This window comes from Streptococcus mitis, assembly GCF_047463435.1.
GTDB lineage: Bacteria > Bacillota > Bacilli > Lactobacillales > Streptococcaceae > Streptococcus > Streptococcus mitis_DS.
Genome location: NZ_JASHDW010000002.1, coordinates 121687 through 136324, shown reverse-complemented (window position 1 = coordinate 136324; position 14638 = coordinate 121687). Strand labels below are relative to the sequence as shown.

Annotated in this window: 16 protein-coding genes and 2 pseudogenes; 15 read left to right on the top strand and 3 right to left on the bottom strand. The window is 38.5% G+C overall.

The genetic code is table 11. The annotated features are described in order from the left end of the window. Positions 1 to 5: 5 nt before the first annotated feature. The 10 genes and pseudogenes from QM843_RS01935 to QM843_RS01890 all read left to right on the top strand — a co-directional run. Positions 6 to 119, top strand: a pseudogene (locus QM843_RS01935) (ADP-ribosylglycohydrolase); the annotation flags it as partial. 119 nt (positions 120 to 238) lie between these two features. After that, positions 239 to 856 (top strand): SAP domain-containing protein, encoded by a 618-nt coding sequence (locus QM843_RS01930; protein ID WP_414304762.1) that lies wholly within the window; start codon positions 239 to 241, stop codon positions 854 to 856. A gap of 4 nt (positions 857 to 860) precedes the next feature. Beyond that, positions 861 to 980, top strand: a pseudogene (locus QM843_RS01925) (ADP-ribosylglycohydrolase family protein); the annotation flags it as partial. 111 nt (positions 981 to 1091) lie between these two features. After that, a complete protein-coding gene (locus QM843_RS01920) occupies positions 1092 to 1973 on the top strand; it encodes a diacylglycerol/lipid kinase family protein (RefSeq protein WP_414304763.1) in 882 nt (293 codons plus the stop codon). Positions 1974 to 2036: 63 nt separating this feature from the next. Further along, the gene (locus QM843_RS01915) at positions 2037 to 2528 is read left to right on the top strand and encodes a phosphoribosylanthranilate isomerase (RefSeq protein WP_414304764.1); all 492 of its coding nucleotides are present in this window, start codon (positions 2037 to 2039) and stop codon (positions 2526 to 2528) included. 173 nt (positions 2529 to 2701) lie between these two features. After that, on the top strand, positions 2702 to 4444 hold the full coding sequence (locus QM843_RS01910) for a glycoside hydrolase family 13 protein (RefSeq protein WP_414304765.1): 1743 nt from the start codon (positions 2702 to 2704) through the stop codon (positions 4442 to 4444). 119 nt (positions 4445 to 4563) lie between these two features. Continuing rightward, positions 4564 to 4875 (top strand): hypothetical protein, encoded by a 312-nt coding sequence (locus QM843_RS01905; RefSeq protein ID WP_000420556.1) that lies wholly within the window; start codon positions 4564 to 4566, stop codon positions 4873 to 4875. 3 nt (positions 4876 to 4878) lie between these two features. After that, positions 4879 to 5595 carry an alpha/beta hydrolase family protein gene (locus QM843_RS01900; RefSeq protein ID WP_414304766.1) on the top strand — a complete coding sequence of 239 codons (717 nt, stop codon included), beginning with the start codon at positions 4879 to 4881 and terminating at the stop codon, positions 5593 to 5595. A 175-nt stretch (positions 5596 to 5770) separates the two neighbouring features. Beyond that, on the top strand, positions 5771 to 6007 hold the full coding sequence (locus tag QM843_RS01895) for a hypothetical protein (protein WP_000260598.1): 237 nt from the start codon (positions 5771 to 5773) through the stop codon (positions 6005 to 6007). Further along, positions 6004 to 6417: a type II toxin-antitoxin system death-on-curing family toxin gene (locus QM843_RS01890; protein WP_261016603.1), complete on the top strand. Its 414-nt coding sequence runs from the start codon at positions 6004 to 6006 to the stop codon at positions 6415 to 6417. Before QM843_RS01895 ends, QM843_RS01890 begins: the two co-directional genes overlap by 4 nt. Positions 6418 to 6628: 211 nt before the next feature. On the opposite strand, the gene QM843_RS01885 is transcribed toward QM843_RS01890, so the two are convergent. From QM843_RS01885 to QM843_RS01875, 3 genes are read right to left on the bottom strand one after another with little or no spacing between them, the layout of a single operon-like run. Next, positions 6629 to 7444, bottom strand: coding sequence for a TIGR03943 family putative permease subunit (locus QM843_RS01885; RefSeq protein WP_414304767.1), 816 nt, complete (start codon positions 7442 to 7444; stop codon positions 6629 to 6631). Beyond that, positions 7441 to 8346 (bottom strand): permease, encoded by a 906-nt coding sequence (locus QM843_RS01880; protein ID WP_414304768.1) that lies wholly within the window; start codon positions 8344 to 8346, stop codon positions 7441 to 7443. Before QM843_RS01880 ends, QM843_RS01885 begins: the two co-directional genes overlap by 4 nt. Further along, a complete protein-coding gene (locus QM843_RS01875) occupies positions 8347 to 8478 on the bottom strand; it encodes an SPJ_0845 family protein (RefSeq protein WP_004234728.1) in 132 nt (43 codons plus the stop codon). 128 nt (positions 8479 to 8606) lie between these two features. On the opposite strand from QM843_RS01875, the gene QM843_RS01870 reads away from it, so the two are divergent. The 5 genes from QM843_RS01870 (at position 8607) to QM843_RS01850 (ending at position 14624) form a co-directional block, all read left to right on the top strand. Next, the gene (locus QM843_RS01870; protein ID WP_414304769.1) at positions 8607 to 10736 is read left to right on the top strand and encodes a Tex family protein; all 2130 of its coding nucleotides are present in this window, start codon (positions 8607 to 8609) and stop codon (positions 10734 to 10736) included. After that, the gene (locus QM843_RS01865; RefSeq protein WP_261067493.1) at positions 10723 to 11172 is read left to right on the top strand and encodes a SprT family protein; all 450 of its coding nucleotides are present in this window, start codon (positions 10723 to 10725) and stop codon (positions 11170 to 11172) included. The genes QM843_RS01870 and QM843_RS01865 overlap by 14 nt, the downstream gene beginning before the upstream one ends. A gap of 58 nt (positions 11173 to 11230) precedes the next feature. Continuing rightward, complete coding sequence (locus QM843_RS01860) at positions 11231 to 11503, top strand: PspC domain-containing protein (RefSeq protein WP_084949699.1); 273 nt, start codon at positions 11231 to 11233, stop codon at positions 11501 to 11503. A 372-nt stretch (positions 11504 to 11875) separates the two neighbouring features. Then, positions 11876 to 12634: an ABC transporter ATP-binding protein gene (locus QM843_RS01855; RefSeq protein WP_000173372.1), complete on the top strand. Its 759-nt coding sequence runs from the start codon at positions 11876 to 11878 to the stop codon at positions 12632 to 12634. 1 nt (position 12635) lies between these two features. Beyond that, the gene (locus QM843_RS01850; RefSeq protein WP_414304770.1) at positions 12636 to 14624 is read left to right on the top strand and encodes an ABC transporter permease; all 1989 of its coding nucleotides are present in this window, start codon (positions 12636 to 12638) and stop codon (positions 14622 to 14624) included. Positions 14625 to 14638 lie beyond the last annotated feature (14 nt).

The window sequence follows — 14638 nt, the reverse complement described above, 5'->3', positions numbered from 1 at the left end:
AACGGATGCTAGGAGCAATTATTGGAGATATTGTAGGTTCAGTTTACGAATGGAACAATATCAAAACGAAGGATTTTTCTTTATTTTGTGAGGATTGTTTTTTCACGGATGATACGGTAAGTTCGAACCGCTGAGTGTGTGAGTTGGTTAGTGAAACGTTGCTAATCCTCAAAATAAAGAAACCCAAATACCATTATTTAGAAATGAAAACCTAAACTGTTTTTAAGGAGGTGTTATATTGATAGAAAGCAGACCTGAGTTTGAAAAAATCACATCCTTTGATGAGTTTAATAAATACTATTGGTATCGAGATGAACTTACACAGATATGCAAATCATTGGGGCTTGAATATAGAGGTACAAAACATGAACTCAATCATATTATTGAGCAGTACTTTAAGGGTAATTTGATTAAAAAATCATCAATAAAAAGGAAAAAGAAACGAGTAGAAGTCGTTACATTAAATACGCCCTTACTTGAATGTGGATTCTCCTTTAATACACACTTTAGAGAATATTTCTCAACTTTAACAGATGTTTCACCCTTTAAATTTACTGCTGATATGGCTACAGCTTGGAGAAAAGTAAAAAGAGAAAATGATTTGAGTTTTACAATCCAAGATATGCTAAAAGTTTATTATGGAAATTCAGATTATGCCAAGTATGATCATTCGGTTTGTCAATGGAATCAATTTTTAAAGGATTTCTGTGCAGACGAAAATAGTCGCAATTACTCAAACAAGTTAAAAGTAGCTTCTACTCTTTGGAAAGAAATTAGAAATTCAAGTAATGAAAAAATTTATTCAAAGAATCTTTTGACCGAATATGCTGATAAAGTAAACGAGTATTGTAAATAGAAATGCCATCTCACTGGCGGCATATGGTATTCCTGACTGGATAAAGGATATGGCCTTTTCTTACTTGGATGAATCCTTAAAGGATGTAGTTATGCGATGGGAAAATAGAATAAAAGTGTATTAATCTCCAGTACGTGAGATTTCTCTTTTCTGTAATTTCATTGTATAATGGGAGTACATTTACTTGCATACGACGAAATGTAACCATTTCTAACGAATATTAAGGAGAAAATTAATGAAAAAAGCAATGGTAATTATTAATCCTACCTCTGGTGGGGAAAAGGCTTTGGATTACAAAGAAAAACTGGAGAATAAAGCAAAAGAATACTTTGAGCACGTAGAAACCAAAATAACAGAAAAAGCGCTGGATGCAACACATTTTGCTGAAGAGGCTTCACGTGAGCAGTACGATGCAGTGGTTGTGTTTGGTGGAGATGGGACTGTCAACGAAGTCATTTCGGGTATTGCTGAGAGGGACTACATTCCTAAGTTGGGTATTATCCCTGGTGGTACGGGTAACCTCATTACAAAACTGTTGGAAATCAATCAAGACATCGATGGAGCTATTGAGGAACTTGATTTTAACTTAACCAACAAGATTGATATCGGTAAAGCAAATGACAATTATTTTGGTTATATTTTTAGTATCGGTTCACTTCCTGAGGCGATTCACAATGTTGAAATCGAGGACAAGACAAAATTCGGTATTTTAGCCTATGCTGTAAATACCATGAAGTCTGTCATGACAGATCAGGTCTTTAACATTAAGGTTGAGACGGATAATGGAAATTATGTTGGTGAAGCTAGTCATGTTTTGGTTCTCTTGACAAATTACTTCGCTGATAAGAAAATCTTTGAAGAAAATAAGGACGGCTATGCCAATATTTTGATTCTAAAAGATGCTTCTATATTCTCCAAATTATCCGTCATTCCTGATTTACTAAAAGGAGATGTTGTCGCAAATGATAATATCGAGTATATCAAAGCTCGTAATATTAAAATTTCTTCTGATAGTGAATTGGAGTCGGATGTTGATGGCGATAAATCGGATAATCTACCTGTAGAAATCAAAGTCCTAGCTCAGCGAGTAGAAGTATTTTCAAAACCGAAAGAGTAAAAGATAAAAATTAGTTTATTATTCACAACGAAATTAAGTTCTATATCAACGATTGGAGGAGGAATGAATTCTCTATTTGATGAATTTCGAACAATTTGTTATCATTTAAACCAAATCGGAATCACACCGACTCTCATGGGGTCCTTGGGTTTTGAATACCGTTCAAATGAAGAATGGAGGCCGTCTGACATTGACATTCATGTGCCTGGTGATCCTAGAGGTTGGGAAGCGCCTGATCATCTCAGAATTTATGAGTGGGACAAGATAATGAAAGTGATGAAACACTTAGGCTATGACTTAATAGATATTCATGAGCATGAATTCAAAAAAGATGGACTGAGTGTTGAATTCGGAAGTATCGATTCTTTACCTGATTTTGCAGGAGTTTCGGAATCGGATATAGAGCTGATTCATCTCGAAAACATCACTTTTCACGTTCCAAGTTTGGAACAGTTTTTAAGTATTTACAAGGCTTCTTCCCAAGATTCTTATCGAAATGAGCACAATAACAATAAGGATTTTAAAAAGATAGAGTGGCTGGAGAGACAGTTGTAAATCACCATTTGAAAAGTAGTTGGTTGTAAGGCTGGCTGCTTTTTTATTTATAGAACCAAACCACTTGAAACTGCGAACAAGCCTTGCAAATAAAATATGAAAGTAGTATACTAGAATCATAATCATGAAAACGTTTGCGTAAAATTTGAATTAATACTTTAGGAGACAAATTTATGGAATTAAGCGCTATTTACCATAGGCCTGAGTCGGAGTATGCCTATCTTTATAAGAATAAGATGATTCATATTCGGATTCGGACTAAGAAAGGGGATATTGAAAGCATCAATTTGCATTATGGTGACCCTTTTATCTTTATGGAGGAGTTTTATCAGGATACAAAAGAAATGGCCAAGATAACCTCTGATGCCTTATTTGATTATTGGCAGGCTGAAGTCAAAGTTGATTATGCACGTATCCAGTATCTCTTTGAACTCAAGGATACAGGAGGTCAAAGTATTTTGTATGGTGATAAAGGTTGTGTCGAAAATTCTCTAGAAAATCTCCATGCTATTGGGAATGGATTTAAGTTGCCCTATCTTCATGAGTTTGATGCCTGCAAGGTTCCTGACTGGGTTTCAAATACGGTATGGTATCAGATATTTCCTGAGAGATTTGCTAATGGAAATGCTCGATTAAACCCAGAAGGGTCATTAGACTGGGATTCATCTATCACACCTCAGAGTGATGATTTCTTTGGTGGTGATTTACGGGGGATTATTGACCATCTGGATTACTTGCAAGACTTAGGCATTACTGGACTTTATCTTTGTCCTATCTTTGAATCTACGAGCAATCATAAATACAATACGACAGATTACTTTGAAATTGACCGTCATTTTGGAGACAAGGAGACCTTTCGAGAGCTGGTCGAGCAAGCGCATCAGCGTGGTATGAAAATCATGCTGGATGCTGTATTTAACCATATTGGTTCACAATCGCCTCAATGGCAAGATGTTGTCAAAAATGGAGAGCAATCTGTTTATAAAGATTGGTTCCATATACAACAATTCCCAGTGACGACTGAAAAACTAGTTAATAAAAGAGACTTACCCTATCATGCTTTTGGTTTCGAGGACTATATGCCTAAGCTAAATACAGCCAATCCAGAGGTCAAGGACTATCTTTTAAAGGTTGCGACTTATTGGATTGGAGAGTTTGATATTGATGCTTGGCGTTTGGATGTGGCTAATGAGATCGACCATCAGTTTTGGAAAGATTTTCGCAAGGCTGTTTTAGCTAAAAAGCCTGATCTTTATATTTTAGGAGAAGTCTGGCATACGGCTCAGCCTTGGCTAAATGGAGATGAGTTCCATGCGGTTATGAATTATCCTTTATCCGATAGCATCAAAGACTATTTTTTACGAGATGTTAAGAAGACAGACCAATTCATAGATGAAATCAATGGCCAATCTATGTATTACAAGCAGCAAATTTCAGAGGTTATGTTTAATCTCTTGGATTCGCATGATACAGAGCGAATCTTGTGGACGGCAAATGAAGACGTTCAACTAGTTAAATCAGCCCTAGCCTTTCTCTTTTTACAAAAAGGAACACCCTGCATTTATTACGGAACCGAGTTAGCTTTAACCGGAGGACCAGACCCAGATTGTCGTCGTTGTATGCCTTGGGAACGCGTATCAAGTGATAATGATATGCTGAACTTTATGAAGAAGCTAATCAAGATTCGCAAACATGCGTCAGCAACCATTCAGCATGGCAAGTACAGCCTAAAAGAAATCAAACAAGATGTAGTTGTCTTGGAGTGGAAATACCAAGACCAGGTCCTTAAAGCCATCTTTAACCAATCAAGAGAAGAGTATCTTTTAGAAAAAGAAACAGTAGCACTAGCAAGCAATTGCCAAGAATCTGAGAATAAGCTTGTGATTTCTCCAAAAGGGTTTGTGATTTTTTATTAAAGAGCAATTAAGAGTGACAGGAAAATTGTAGGATAGAGAGCATTTTACAAACAGACTATTTGTCGTCTTGCTACAATTGGTATATAATTTAACTTAGTGAACATAGGAGGACCAATCGAATGGAATTAAAAGATTTTACAGAAAAAGAACAGGAAATGATTAAGAAGGGACTTACGACATCTAAGATTAGTGACAAGGAAACTGCTGAGAAAATTCTTGCACTAGTACCACAAGATTTGATTAAGCGAATCCCATTTTTCGTCAGAAAACACGCTACGACACGTACGATTAAACGCATTTCAATTGAACACCCTGAACTCTATGCTGCAGCTCAAACAAGTGGCGAAATTCCAGAAAAAGAACGCGAAGAATTACGTCAGATTATCACAACTATCTTTGAACAAAAGATGAATAAGCATAGTATTAAGTAGAGAATGAAAAAATATTTTATTGGCGGTTTGGGAAGCAATGTCTATCATAGCAAGGATTTTCTTCAAGAGCTAGATTCACAGGTCTATTTTCTGAATCCATATGAAAAACATCTTCGAGATGAAACAGAATTGAAATCATGGTTTAAAAAATCGATAGAAGAGGAAGAATCTATTTGTCTGATAGGCCATTCTCTTGGAGGAGATTTAGCTCGTTATCTCGCATCGGAATTTTATGAAGTGAAAAAACTAATTCTTTTGGATGGTGGCTATCTAGATTTAGATAAGATTTTACCTTTAGATGCAGAGTTAGAGGAAGCTAAAAACTATATCGAATCTCAAGTCGTTTCAGACTTAGCTCTTCTTATTTCTAAAGAAAAATCTGAAGCAAAGCATTGGTCAGAAAATATGGAGAAAGCCGTAAGGCAGTCCTATCACTGGAATGCGCAGTATAATAGATATGAGTTAGCTATAAATTATGAAAATATAGAAGCGATACTCCTCCTACGGAGGAAGATACAAGCTTTTAAGAGAGAAGTGGGTGATACCTTGTTTATCAGTCCTCGCTATCCTAATGAAGCTACATGGAGAGAGGAAGCCCTAAAAGAATTGCCAGACTATTTTGATACTATTCTTCTAGAGAACTTTGGCCATGAGCTTTATACTGAAGCACCCAAAGAAATCGCTAGTATGATTAATGAGTGGTTCTCTTATTCTCTATGAGCTACTTGTATTGCTTGAATGGCAAAAGCTTCAAAACCTGTTAAAATAGTGGCATTAATAACGTTTCAGAACCATAGTATTTATTTACTCTGATAGATATTGTTACGATATCTAATTATTCTGCCATTGTAATTACCGTAATGATTTGTTATAATATGACAAAGGAGGAAATCAGATGGTAGTAAAAACAAGAAAACAAGGAAATTCAATCACCATTACGATTCCAAGTGAATTTAATATTCCAAGTGGTGTTAAATACGAAGCGAAATTGTTAGCCAGTGGTGAGATTATCTTTACTCCTGAAGAATTGGATCAGCAGGTTTCTTATGTATCTGATGATGCCTTTGACTTAAATTTAGATAAAATATTTGACGAATACGACGATGTTTTCAAAGCTTTGGTGGAAAAATGACTATCTATCTAACAGAAAAGCAAATTGAAAAAATAAATGCTTTAGCAATTCAACGGTATTCTCCAAATGAGAAAATTCAAACAGTTAGTCCTTCTGCCTTAAATATGATTGTCAATTTACCAGAACAATTTGTCTTTGGGAAGCCTCTTTATCCAACAATTTTTGATAAAGCAACGATACTATTTGTCCAATTGATAAAGAAGCATGTTTTTGCTAATGCTAATAAAAGAACTGCTTTCTTCGTTTTGGTCAAATTTTTACAATTAAACGGCTATCGTTTTTCTGTAACGGTAGAAGAAGCAGTGAAAATGTGTGTAACCATCGCAGTAGAATCCTTAACAGATGAAAGCTTAACTACTTACTCCAAGTGGATTTCTGAACATTCGTTTAGAATTAATGGAAAAAATTAAGCTCAAATATTTAAGTATTGTAAGTATAAAAATAAATAAAGAGACAATAATAGACATCTGTAATGCAGAAACGAATATTGTCTCTTTTTATTGATGGGTGAGAATTTTCTGCATCTTCTTACATGTCATATAACCAAAAACGAACAGGCTCTTTTTCTGTCATTCAGAAGAGAACTTGTTCGTTTTGTTTTTTATGTTTTTATCTCGTTTTTTAAAACACGCGATACACATAAGGATTTTCTGGTTTATCGACTTTTGTAAAGCTATCGATTTCCAAGGTTGGGAGGTTTTGTTTGAGTTCTTTATGGTAGTGATTGACCAGTTTTCCTTTGGCAGTAATCCAAGTGTTGTCCTCATACTGACGGGTATTTCCCTTGGTCAGCAATCCATAGACACCTGAATCTGCGATACAGTGAATAATGCCAAAGCGGAACAAAAATTGGCTATTGGCATGACTGGGGTCGTTATAGACAAAGCCTGTGAACTGGACTGTCTTACCCTCAAACTCATCTGGATAGTCGTAGATAGCCTCCATGACTTCCATATAGTTTTCATTAGTGATCTGAATACTATCTTGGGACAAGTATTTATCCGCCGCAGTTCGCATTTCCTTTTCATAAGCTGATTTTGAAAAATAAGAACTGGTATCTGGTTTCAAATATTGGCTTGTCGTTCCTTCACTTGTCTGAATGGCTTGATCCGTGCCTTCTGATAAGGGGAAGTGATAGCCTTTGGCAGAAACGGTCTGAGAATCCAAGCTAACAGTTGGAAAAGTTAAGCCGACGACAAGTGGAATAGCCAGAAGAGCAATACTCGTCACCTTCGCCAATCGATTGTTCAGATGACTGTGGGTTTTAACTTGCTTCATCCAGATATACAATTGAACAATTGCCAATATAAAGGAAAGCACCATGGAAATATAGGCCAGATAGGAATAGTGCATGTTGATGTATTGGTTTAATTTGCCCGACAAATGGAGGTAGATGGTCAGTTCAAAATAGCCAGCTAAAACTAAAAATCGAATCATAGGATGACTCCAATCAAGAGAGAATAGACTAAGACAACGAGTGTCACAATCGTTATGAAGTGACTGATAAATTGTGTCTTCAAGTAATTTTTCATCATGAGAATATTTTTGATATCCAGCATTGGGCCAATGACCAGAAAGGCCAGAACTGGGGCCAAACCGAAACTTGAGAGAAGAGAAGCTCCAATAAAGGCATCTGCTTCACTACAGAGCGAAAGAAGAAAGGCCAAAAGCATCAAGAGCAAGATGGCAAAAAGAGGGGTCGCACTAATAGAGGTCAGAATCCGAGTCGGAACATAAACCTGTATAACAGAGGCAAAGAGACATCCGAATACCAAATAACGTCCCGTATCAAAAAATTCATCAATGGCTTGCACAAAGACCTGAAAAACTTTTTTTGCAGGACTCAAATGAGAAAAATCATGCTCATGACAGGCCAACCGATTTTCTTTTTGAATCGATTCTTGCCAGAAAAATCCCAGAAAAATCCCAAGTATCACAGCTACAAGAATGGAACCCAGAGCTCGTAACAGGGCGATATGGAAGGAGTTACCAAAGGCAGAATAGGTCGCAAAAAGTACAATGGGATTGATAACAGGTGCTGTCACAAGAAAGGGAACGGCCGTGTAACTGGGAACCTTCTTTTCCAGAAAACGATTGATAATGGGGACGATTCCACATTCACAAGAGGGAAAAAGTATCCCGACGAAGGTGCCAAAAAAGATTCTCCCCCAACGATTTCGAGGGAGAAAATGATAAACCTTGTCAGGTGTGATATAGACCTCAATCAGTCCTGAGACAATACTTCCTATCAGAACGAAGGGGAGGGCTTCAATGATAATGGAGAGGAAAATCGCCCCAGTCTGAAGCACACTAGATGGGAGTTGTTGAAAAGCAGTCATCTAGTTTTTCTTTTCTGCTTTGGCTTTTTTCTCTTTGTCATCAGGGAAAGTGACTTGTTTCAAATCAGGGAGTTTAGCAAACTCCTCAAACATCTTGTCCAAGTCATCAGTTTTTGTAAATTTTACAGCCATAGGTGCACCTCGATTCTAAATTCTATCTCTATTATACTATTATTTTAAGGAAAAGGGCGTTTTTTAATTTGTTTTCGATAGTTGAAAAGGATTGGAGAAAGCCTTCCAGCTTGTGGTATAATAGATTCATGGATAAAAAATATGAAAAAATCTCTCAGGATTTGGGAGTGACTTTAAAGCAAATCGATACCGTTCTAAGTTTGACAGCTGAAGGGGCGACTATTCCCTTTATTGCGCGTTATCGCAAGGATATGACTGGTAGTTTGGATGAGGTGGCGATTAAGGCCATTATTGACTTGGATAAAAGTCTGACCAACCTCAACGACCGTAAGGAAGCTGTTTTAGCTAAGATTCAAGAGCAAGGCAAGTTGACAAAGGAGTTGGAAGAAGCTATCTTAGCTGCTGAAAAATTAGCAGACGTTGAAGAACTCTACCTTCCTTACAAGGAAAAACGTCGGACCAAGGCAACCATTGCTCGTGAAGCGGGCCTCTTTCCGCTTGCGCGCTTGATTTTGCAGAATGTAGCAGGCTTAGAGAAAGAGGCTGAGAAGTTTGTCTGTGAAGGATTTGCGACTGGTAAGGAAGCCTTGGCCGGTGCAGTTGACATTTTGGTCGAAGCCTTGTCAGAAGATGTGACCTTGCGTTCCATGACTTATCAGGAAGTGCTGAGACACTCTAAACTTACTTCCCAAGTCAAGGATGAAAGTCTTGATGAAAAGCAGGTTTTTCAGATTTATTATGATTTTTCAGAGACAGTTGGAAATATGCAGGGCTATCGTACCTTAGCCCTCAATCGTGGGGAGAAGCTAGGTGTCTTGAAGGTCGGTTTTGAACATGCGACGGACCGTATTCTTGCCTTCTTTGCTGCTCGTTTCAAGGTCAAAAATGCCTATATTGATGAAGTGGTTCAGCAATCCGTTAAGAAAAAAGTCTTGCCTGCTATTGAGCGCCGTATTCGTACAGAATTGACTGAAAAAGCAGAAGAAGGAGCTATCCAACTCTTTTCTGACAACCTGCGCAATCTTCTCTTGGTTGCTCCGCTGAAAGGGCGCGTGGTTCTTGGATTTGACCCTGCCTTTCGTACAGGTGCCAAGCTAGCTGTCGTGGATGCAACAGGAAAAATGCTGACAACTCAGGTCATTTATCCTGTCAAGCCAGCATCAGCTCGTCAAATAGAAGAAGCCAAGAAAGATTTGGTAGACTTGATTGGTCAATACGGCGTGGAAATTATTGCCATCGGAAACGGAACGGCCAGTCGTGAAAGTGAAGCCTTTGTGGCGGAAGTTCTGAAAGATTTTCCTGAGGTCAGCTATGTTATCGTCAATGAAAGTGGTGCTTCTGTATACTCTGCCAGTGAACTTGCTCGTCAGGAGTTCCCAGACTTGACTGTTGAAAAACGCTCTGCTATTTCTATCGCCCGTCGTTTGCAAGATCCTCTTGCGGAATTGGTCAAAATCGATCCTAAGTCAATTGGTGTCGGCCAATACCAGCATGATGTCAGCCAGAAGAAACTATCTGAAAGTCTGGATTTTGTCGTGGATACAGTGGTAAACCAAGTCGGTGTCAATGTCAATACGGCCAGCCCAGCTCTTCTTTCCCACGTAGCTGGACTCAATAAAACCATCTCTGAAAATATCGTCAAATACCGTGAAGAAGAAGGAAAAATCACTTCACGCGCCCAAATCAAGAAAGTTCCTCGTCTGGGAGCCAAGGCCTTTGAGCAGGCAGCTGGTTTCCTTCGTATTCCTGAAAGTAGCAATATCCTTGATAATACAGGAGTTCACCCAGAAAATTACGCTGCTGTTAAGGAACTCTTCAAACGCTTGGATATCAAGGATCTGAATGAAGAAGCCCAAAGTAAACTCAAGTCCCTTTCAGTCAAGGAAATAGCGCAAGAGCTAGACCTTGGTCCAGAAACTCTTAAAGATATCATTGCAGACCTTCTCAAACCAGGTCGAGATTTCCGTGATTCCTTTGATGCTCCAGTTCTCCGTCAAGATGTACTGGATATCAAGGATCTTGTTGTCGGCCAGAAGCTAGAAGGTGTGGTGCGTAACGTCGTTGATTTCGGTGCCTTCGTTGATATTGGGATTCATGAGGACGGTTTGATTCATATTTCCCACATGAGTCGCAAATTTATCAAACATCCCAGCCAAGTGGTATCTGTTGGTGATTTGGTGACAGTCTGGGTTAAGAAAATTGATACTGAACGTGAAAAAGTCAATCTGTCGCTCCTCGCTCCAAATGAAACTGACTGATTACGTTAAGCAGGTTTCACTAGAAGACTTCGGCAGACCTTTTATCCATCAAGCCCAGTGGAATTCTCGTCTACGTTCGACAGGTGGGCGATTTTTTCCCAAAGATGGGCATTTGGATTTTAATCCTAAGGTTTATCAGGAACTTGGTTTAGACGTTTTTAGGAAAATTGTCCGACATGAACTATGTCATTATCACCTCTATTTTCAAGGGAAGGGCTATCAACATAAAGATCGGGATTTTAAGGAACTGTTGAAAGCGGTGGATGGGTTACGCTTTGTGCCAACCTTGCCCAATAGCAACTCCAAGCCAATCAAGCTCTATCGTTGCCAATCCTGCCAGCAAACTTATCAGCGCAAGCGGAGGATTGATACCAAACGCTATCGCTGTGGACTTTGTCGAGGTAAATTGCTACTGATAAATCAGCCTGAGGACTGATGAAAGCCGAGCCTACCCATGATATACTAAGTCTAACCTAGTAGAAAGAGGTAATACCATGAACAGTAAATTTTATAAAATGAGACGAAATCGCATGATTTCAGGAGTTCTGGCAGGTCTAGCAGACAAATGGAACTTTGATGTTACCCTTGTTCGTTTCTTGTTTGCCATTTTTACAGTCGCAAACTTTGGACTTGGTGTGATTATCTATATCATCCTAGCTTCTATCATGCCAACCAAAGAAGAAATCGAAGCAGAAATGTACGGAACAGGCCCACGAAAACGCAAAGAAGCACAAGCAATTGACGACAATGAAGGCTGGTTTTGGTGAGGTAGAAACAGTTATTTTACTGTTAGTCTATGAATTCGACTAATCTATTTTAAAATTTTTGAACCCTTGTATCCGCAAGGGTTTTCTTCTTACTTTCTTTTTATGGTAAAATATTTTTAATAAAATGTCTACATTTCCCCCAATCTTACAAAAATGTAAGATTAAAGTCCTTTTTGTAAGGTTAGGTTATGGCAAGCGGTCTTTTTTTGATGTAAACTAGACTCATAAAGAATAAAGGAGTAACATCATGAAACAAAACTTACATAAGAAAACAAGAAAACCAAGCCACAAAGATATCGAGCGCGTTCAGCTGGGATGCGCTATGATGCAAGCAACATTTCATTTGATGGGATATTAAGAAAGGAGATTCTCATGACACTTTTAGATGTAAAGCACGTTCAAAAAATTTATAAAACTCGTTTTCAGGGCAACCAAGTAGAGGCCCTCAAGGATATTCACTTTACCGTGGAAAAGGGTGACTACGTTGCCATCATGGGTGAGTCTGGTTCTGGTAAATCAACTCTTCTCAATATCCTAGCTATGCTGGATAAACCAACTCGTGGACAAGTTTACCTGAACGGAACTGACACCGCAACCATTAAAAATTCACAGGCTTCTAGCTTCCGTCGTGAAAAGCTGGGCTTCGTCTTCCAAGACTTTAACTTGTTAGATACCCTATCTGTTAAGGACAATATCTTGCTTCCCCTTGTCTTGTCAAGAAGACCCATTACGGAGATGATGAAAAAATTGGTGGTGACTGCTGAGAATCTAGGTATCAATCAATTGCAAGAGAAGTACCCTTACGAGATTTCTGGTGGTCAGAAACAGCGTGTAGCAGTAGCACGCGCCATCATCACAGAACCTGAAATTCTCCTTGCGGATGAGCCAACAGGAGCCCTTGATTCCAAGTCATCTGCAGCCTTACTTGATGTCTTTGATGAAATCAATGAGCGTGGCCAAACCATTCTTATGGTAACCCACTCAACAGCAGCAGCTAGCAGAGCTAAACGTGTACTCTTTATCAAAGACGGAATTCTTTACAACCAAATCTACCGTGGAGAGAAGACAGAGCGTCAGATGTTCCAAGAAATTTCTGATACCTTGACTGTCATGGCAAGCGAGGTGAATTAGTATGTTTCGATTAACCAATAAGTTAGCGGTATCGAACTTGATTAAAAACCGCAAACTCTACTATCCTTTTGCGCTGGCTGTTCTTTTGGCAGTCACTGTCACCTATCTCTTTTACTCTCTAACTTTCAATCCCAAGATTGCTGAAATCCGTGGAGGAACAACCATTCAGGCCACACTTGGATTTGGTATGTTTGTCGTCACCCTTGCGTCAGCTATTATCGTCCTTTACGCCAATAGTTTTGTTATGAAAAACCGGTCCAAGGAACTGGGAATTTATGGCATGTTGGGCTTGGAGAAACGTCACCTGATCAGTATGACCTTTAAGGAGTTAGTGCTATTTGGGATTCTAACTGTTGGAGCGGGTATCGGTATTGGAGCCTTGTTTGACAAGTTAATTTTCGCCTTTTTACTCAAACTAATGAAATTGAAGGTTGAGCTGGTCGCTACCTTCCAAATGAATGTTGTCATTGCAGTACTTGTTGTCTTTGGATTGATTTTCCTAGGCCTCATGTTCCTGAATGCCCTTCGAATCGCCCGTATGAATGCCCTCCAGCTCTCGCGTGAGAAAGCAAGCGGAGAGAAAAGAGGTCGCTTTCTACCTCTCCAAACGATTCTTGGTTCGATTAGTTTAGGAATTGGCTACTATCTTGCCCTTACAGTAAAAGATCCTCTTACAGCCCTAACAACCTTCTTCTTAGCTGTTTTGCTGGTTATCTTTGGAACCTATCTCTTGTTCAATGCAGGGATTACCGTTTTCCTTCAAATCTTGAAGAAAAACAAGAAATATTATTACCAACCTAATAACCTCATATCTGTTTCCAACCTGATTTTTCGTATGAAGAAAAATGCGGTTGGACTAGCAACTATCGCTATCTTGTCAACAATGGTTTTGGTAACCATGTCAGCAGCGACAAGCATTTTCAATTCCGCAGAATCCTTTAAAAAAGTTCTAAATCCTCATGATTTTGGGGTTTCAGGACAAAATGTTGAAAAAGAAGATTTGGACAAACTCTTGAGCCAGTTTGCAAGTGACAAAGGTTATAAGATTAAAGAGAAAGAAGTGCTTCGTTACACTTACTTTGCTGTTGCGAATCAAGAAGGAACCAAGTTAACTATTTTTGAAAAAGGACAAAACCGTGTCCAACCAAAAACAGTTTTCATGGTATTTGACCAAAAAGATTATGAAAATATGACTGGTCAAAAACTGTCTCTATCAGGAAATGAGGTCGGTCTCTTTGCCAAAAATGACGGACTGAAAGGACAGAAAGTACTAACTCTAAATGATCATCAATTTTCTGTCAAAGAAGAATTTACTAAAGATTTCATTGTAAACCATGTTCCAAATCAGTTTAATATTTTGACTGCTGATTACAATTACCTTGTTGTTCCTGATTTACAAGCCTTTTTGGACCAATTCCCAGATTCGGCTATCTATAATCAGTTTTACGGAGGCATGAATGTAAATACCAGCGAAGAAGAACAACTCAAGGTCGCTGACGAGTATGATAAATACCTCGATCAGTTTAATGCTCAATTAAACACGGAAGGTAGCTATGTTTACGGTAGCAATCTAGCAGATGCTAGTTCTCAGATGAGTGCCCTCTTTGGTGGTGTCTTCTTTATCGGTATTTTCCTATCCATTATCTTTATGGTCGGAACTGTTCTGGTCATTTACTACAAACAAATTTCTGAAGGCTACGAAGACCGTGAACGCTTTATTATCTTGCAGAAAGTCGGTTTAGATCAAAAGCAAATCAAGCAAACCATCAACAAACAGGTTTTAACTGTTTTCTTCCTTCCTTTGCTTTTTGCCTTCATACATCTAGCCTTTGCCTACCATATGCTTAGCCTGATTTTAAAAGTGATTGGTGTAATAGATACGACTATGATGTTGATTGTGACCTTGTCTATCTGCGCTATCTTCCTCATCGCCTATGTGCTGATTTTCATGATTACTTCAAGAAGCTATCGCAAGATTGTCCAAATGTAAAAAAAAGATACCTC

Excerpts from the sequence above, each read along its gene's own strand:
- QM843_RS01920 (WP_414304763.1), top strand. The coding sequence starts at position 1,092 with ATGAAAAAAGCAATGGTAATTATTAATCCTACCTCTGGTGGGGAAAAG.
- QM843_RS01915 (WP_414304764.1), top strand. The coding sequence starts at position 2,037 with ATGAATTCTCTATTTGATGAATTTCGAACAATTTGTTATCATTTAAAC.
- QM843_RS01910 (WP_414304765.1), top strand. The coding sequence starts at position 2,702 with ATGGAATTAAGCGCTATTTACCATAGGCCTGAGTCGGAGTATGCCTAT.
- QM843_RS01905 (WP_000420556.1), top strand. The coding sequence starts at position 4,564 with ATGGAATTAAAAGATTTTACAGAAAAAGAACAGGAAATGATTAAGAAG.
- QM843_RS01900 (WP_414304766.1), top strand. The coding sequence starts at position 4,879 with ATGAAAAAATATTTTATTGGCGGTTTGGGAAGCAATGTCTATCATAGC.
- QM843_RS01895 (WP_000260598.1), top strand. The coding sequence starts at position 5,771 with ATGGTAGTAAAAACAAGAAAACAAGGAAATTCAATCACCATTACGATT.
- QM843_RS01890 (WP_261016603.1), top strand. The coding sequence starts at position 6,004 with ATGACTATCTATCTAACAGAAAAGCAAATTGAAAAAATAAATGCTTTA.
- QM843_RS01885 (WP_414304767.1), bottom strand. The coding sequence starts at position 7,444 with ATGATTCGATTTTTAGTTTTAGCTGGCTATTTTGAACTGACCATCTAC.
- QM843_RS01880 (WP_414304768.1), bottom strand. The coding sequence starts at position 8,346 with ATGACTGCTTTTCAACAACTCCCATCTAGTGTGCTTCAGACTGGGGCG.
- QM843_RS01875 (WP_004234728.1), bottom strand. The coding sequence starts at position 8,478 with ATGGCTGTAAAATTTACAAAAACTGATGACTTGGACAAGATGTTTGAG.
- QM843_RS01870 (WP_414304769.1), top strand. The coding sequence starts at position 8,607 with ATGGATAAAAAATATGAAAAAATCTCTCAGGATTTGGGAGTGACTTTA.
- QM843_RS01865 (WP_261067493.1), top strand. The coding sequence starts at position 10,723 with ATGAAACTGACTGATTACGTTAAGCAGGTTTCACTAGAAGACTTCGGC.
- QM843_RS01860 (WP_084949699.1), top strand. The coding sequence starts at position 11,231 with ATGAACAGTAAATTTTATAAAATGAGACGAAATCGCATGATTTCAGGA.
- QM843_RS01855 (WP_000173372.1), top strand. The coding sequence starts at position 11,876 with ATGACACTTTTAGATGTAAAGCACGTTCAAAAAATTTATAAAACTCGT.
- QM843_RS01850 (WP_414304770.1), top strand. The coding sequence starts at position 12,636 with ATGTTTCGATTAACCAATAAGTTAGCGGTATCGAACTTGATTAAAAAC.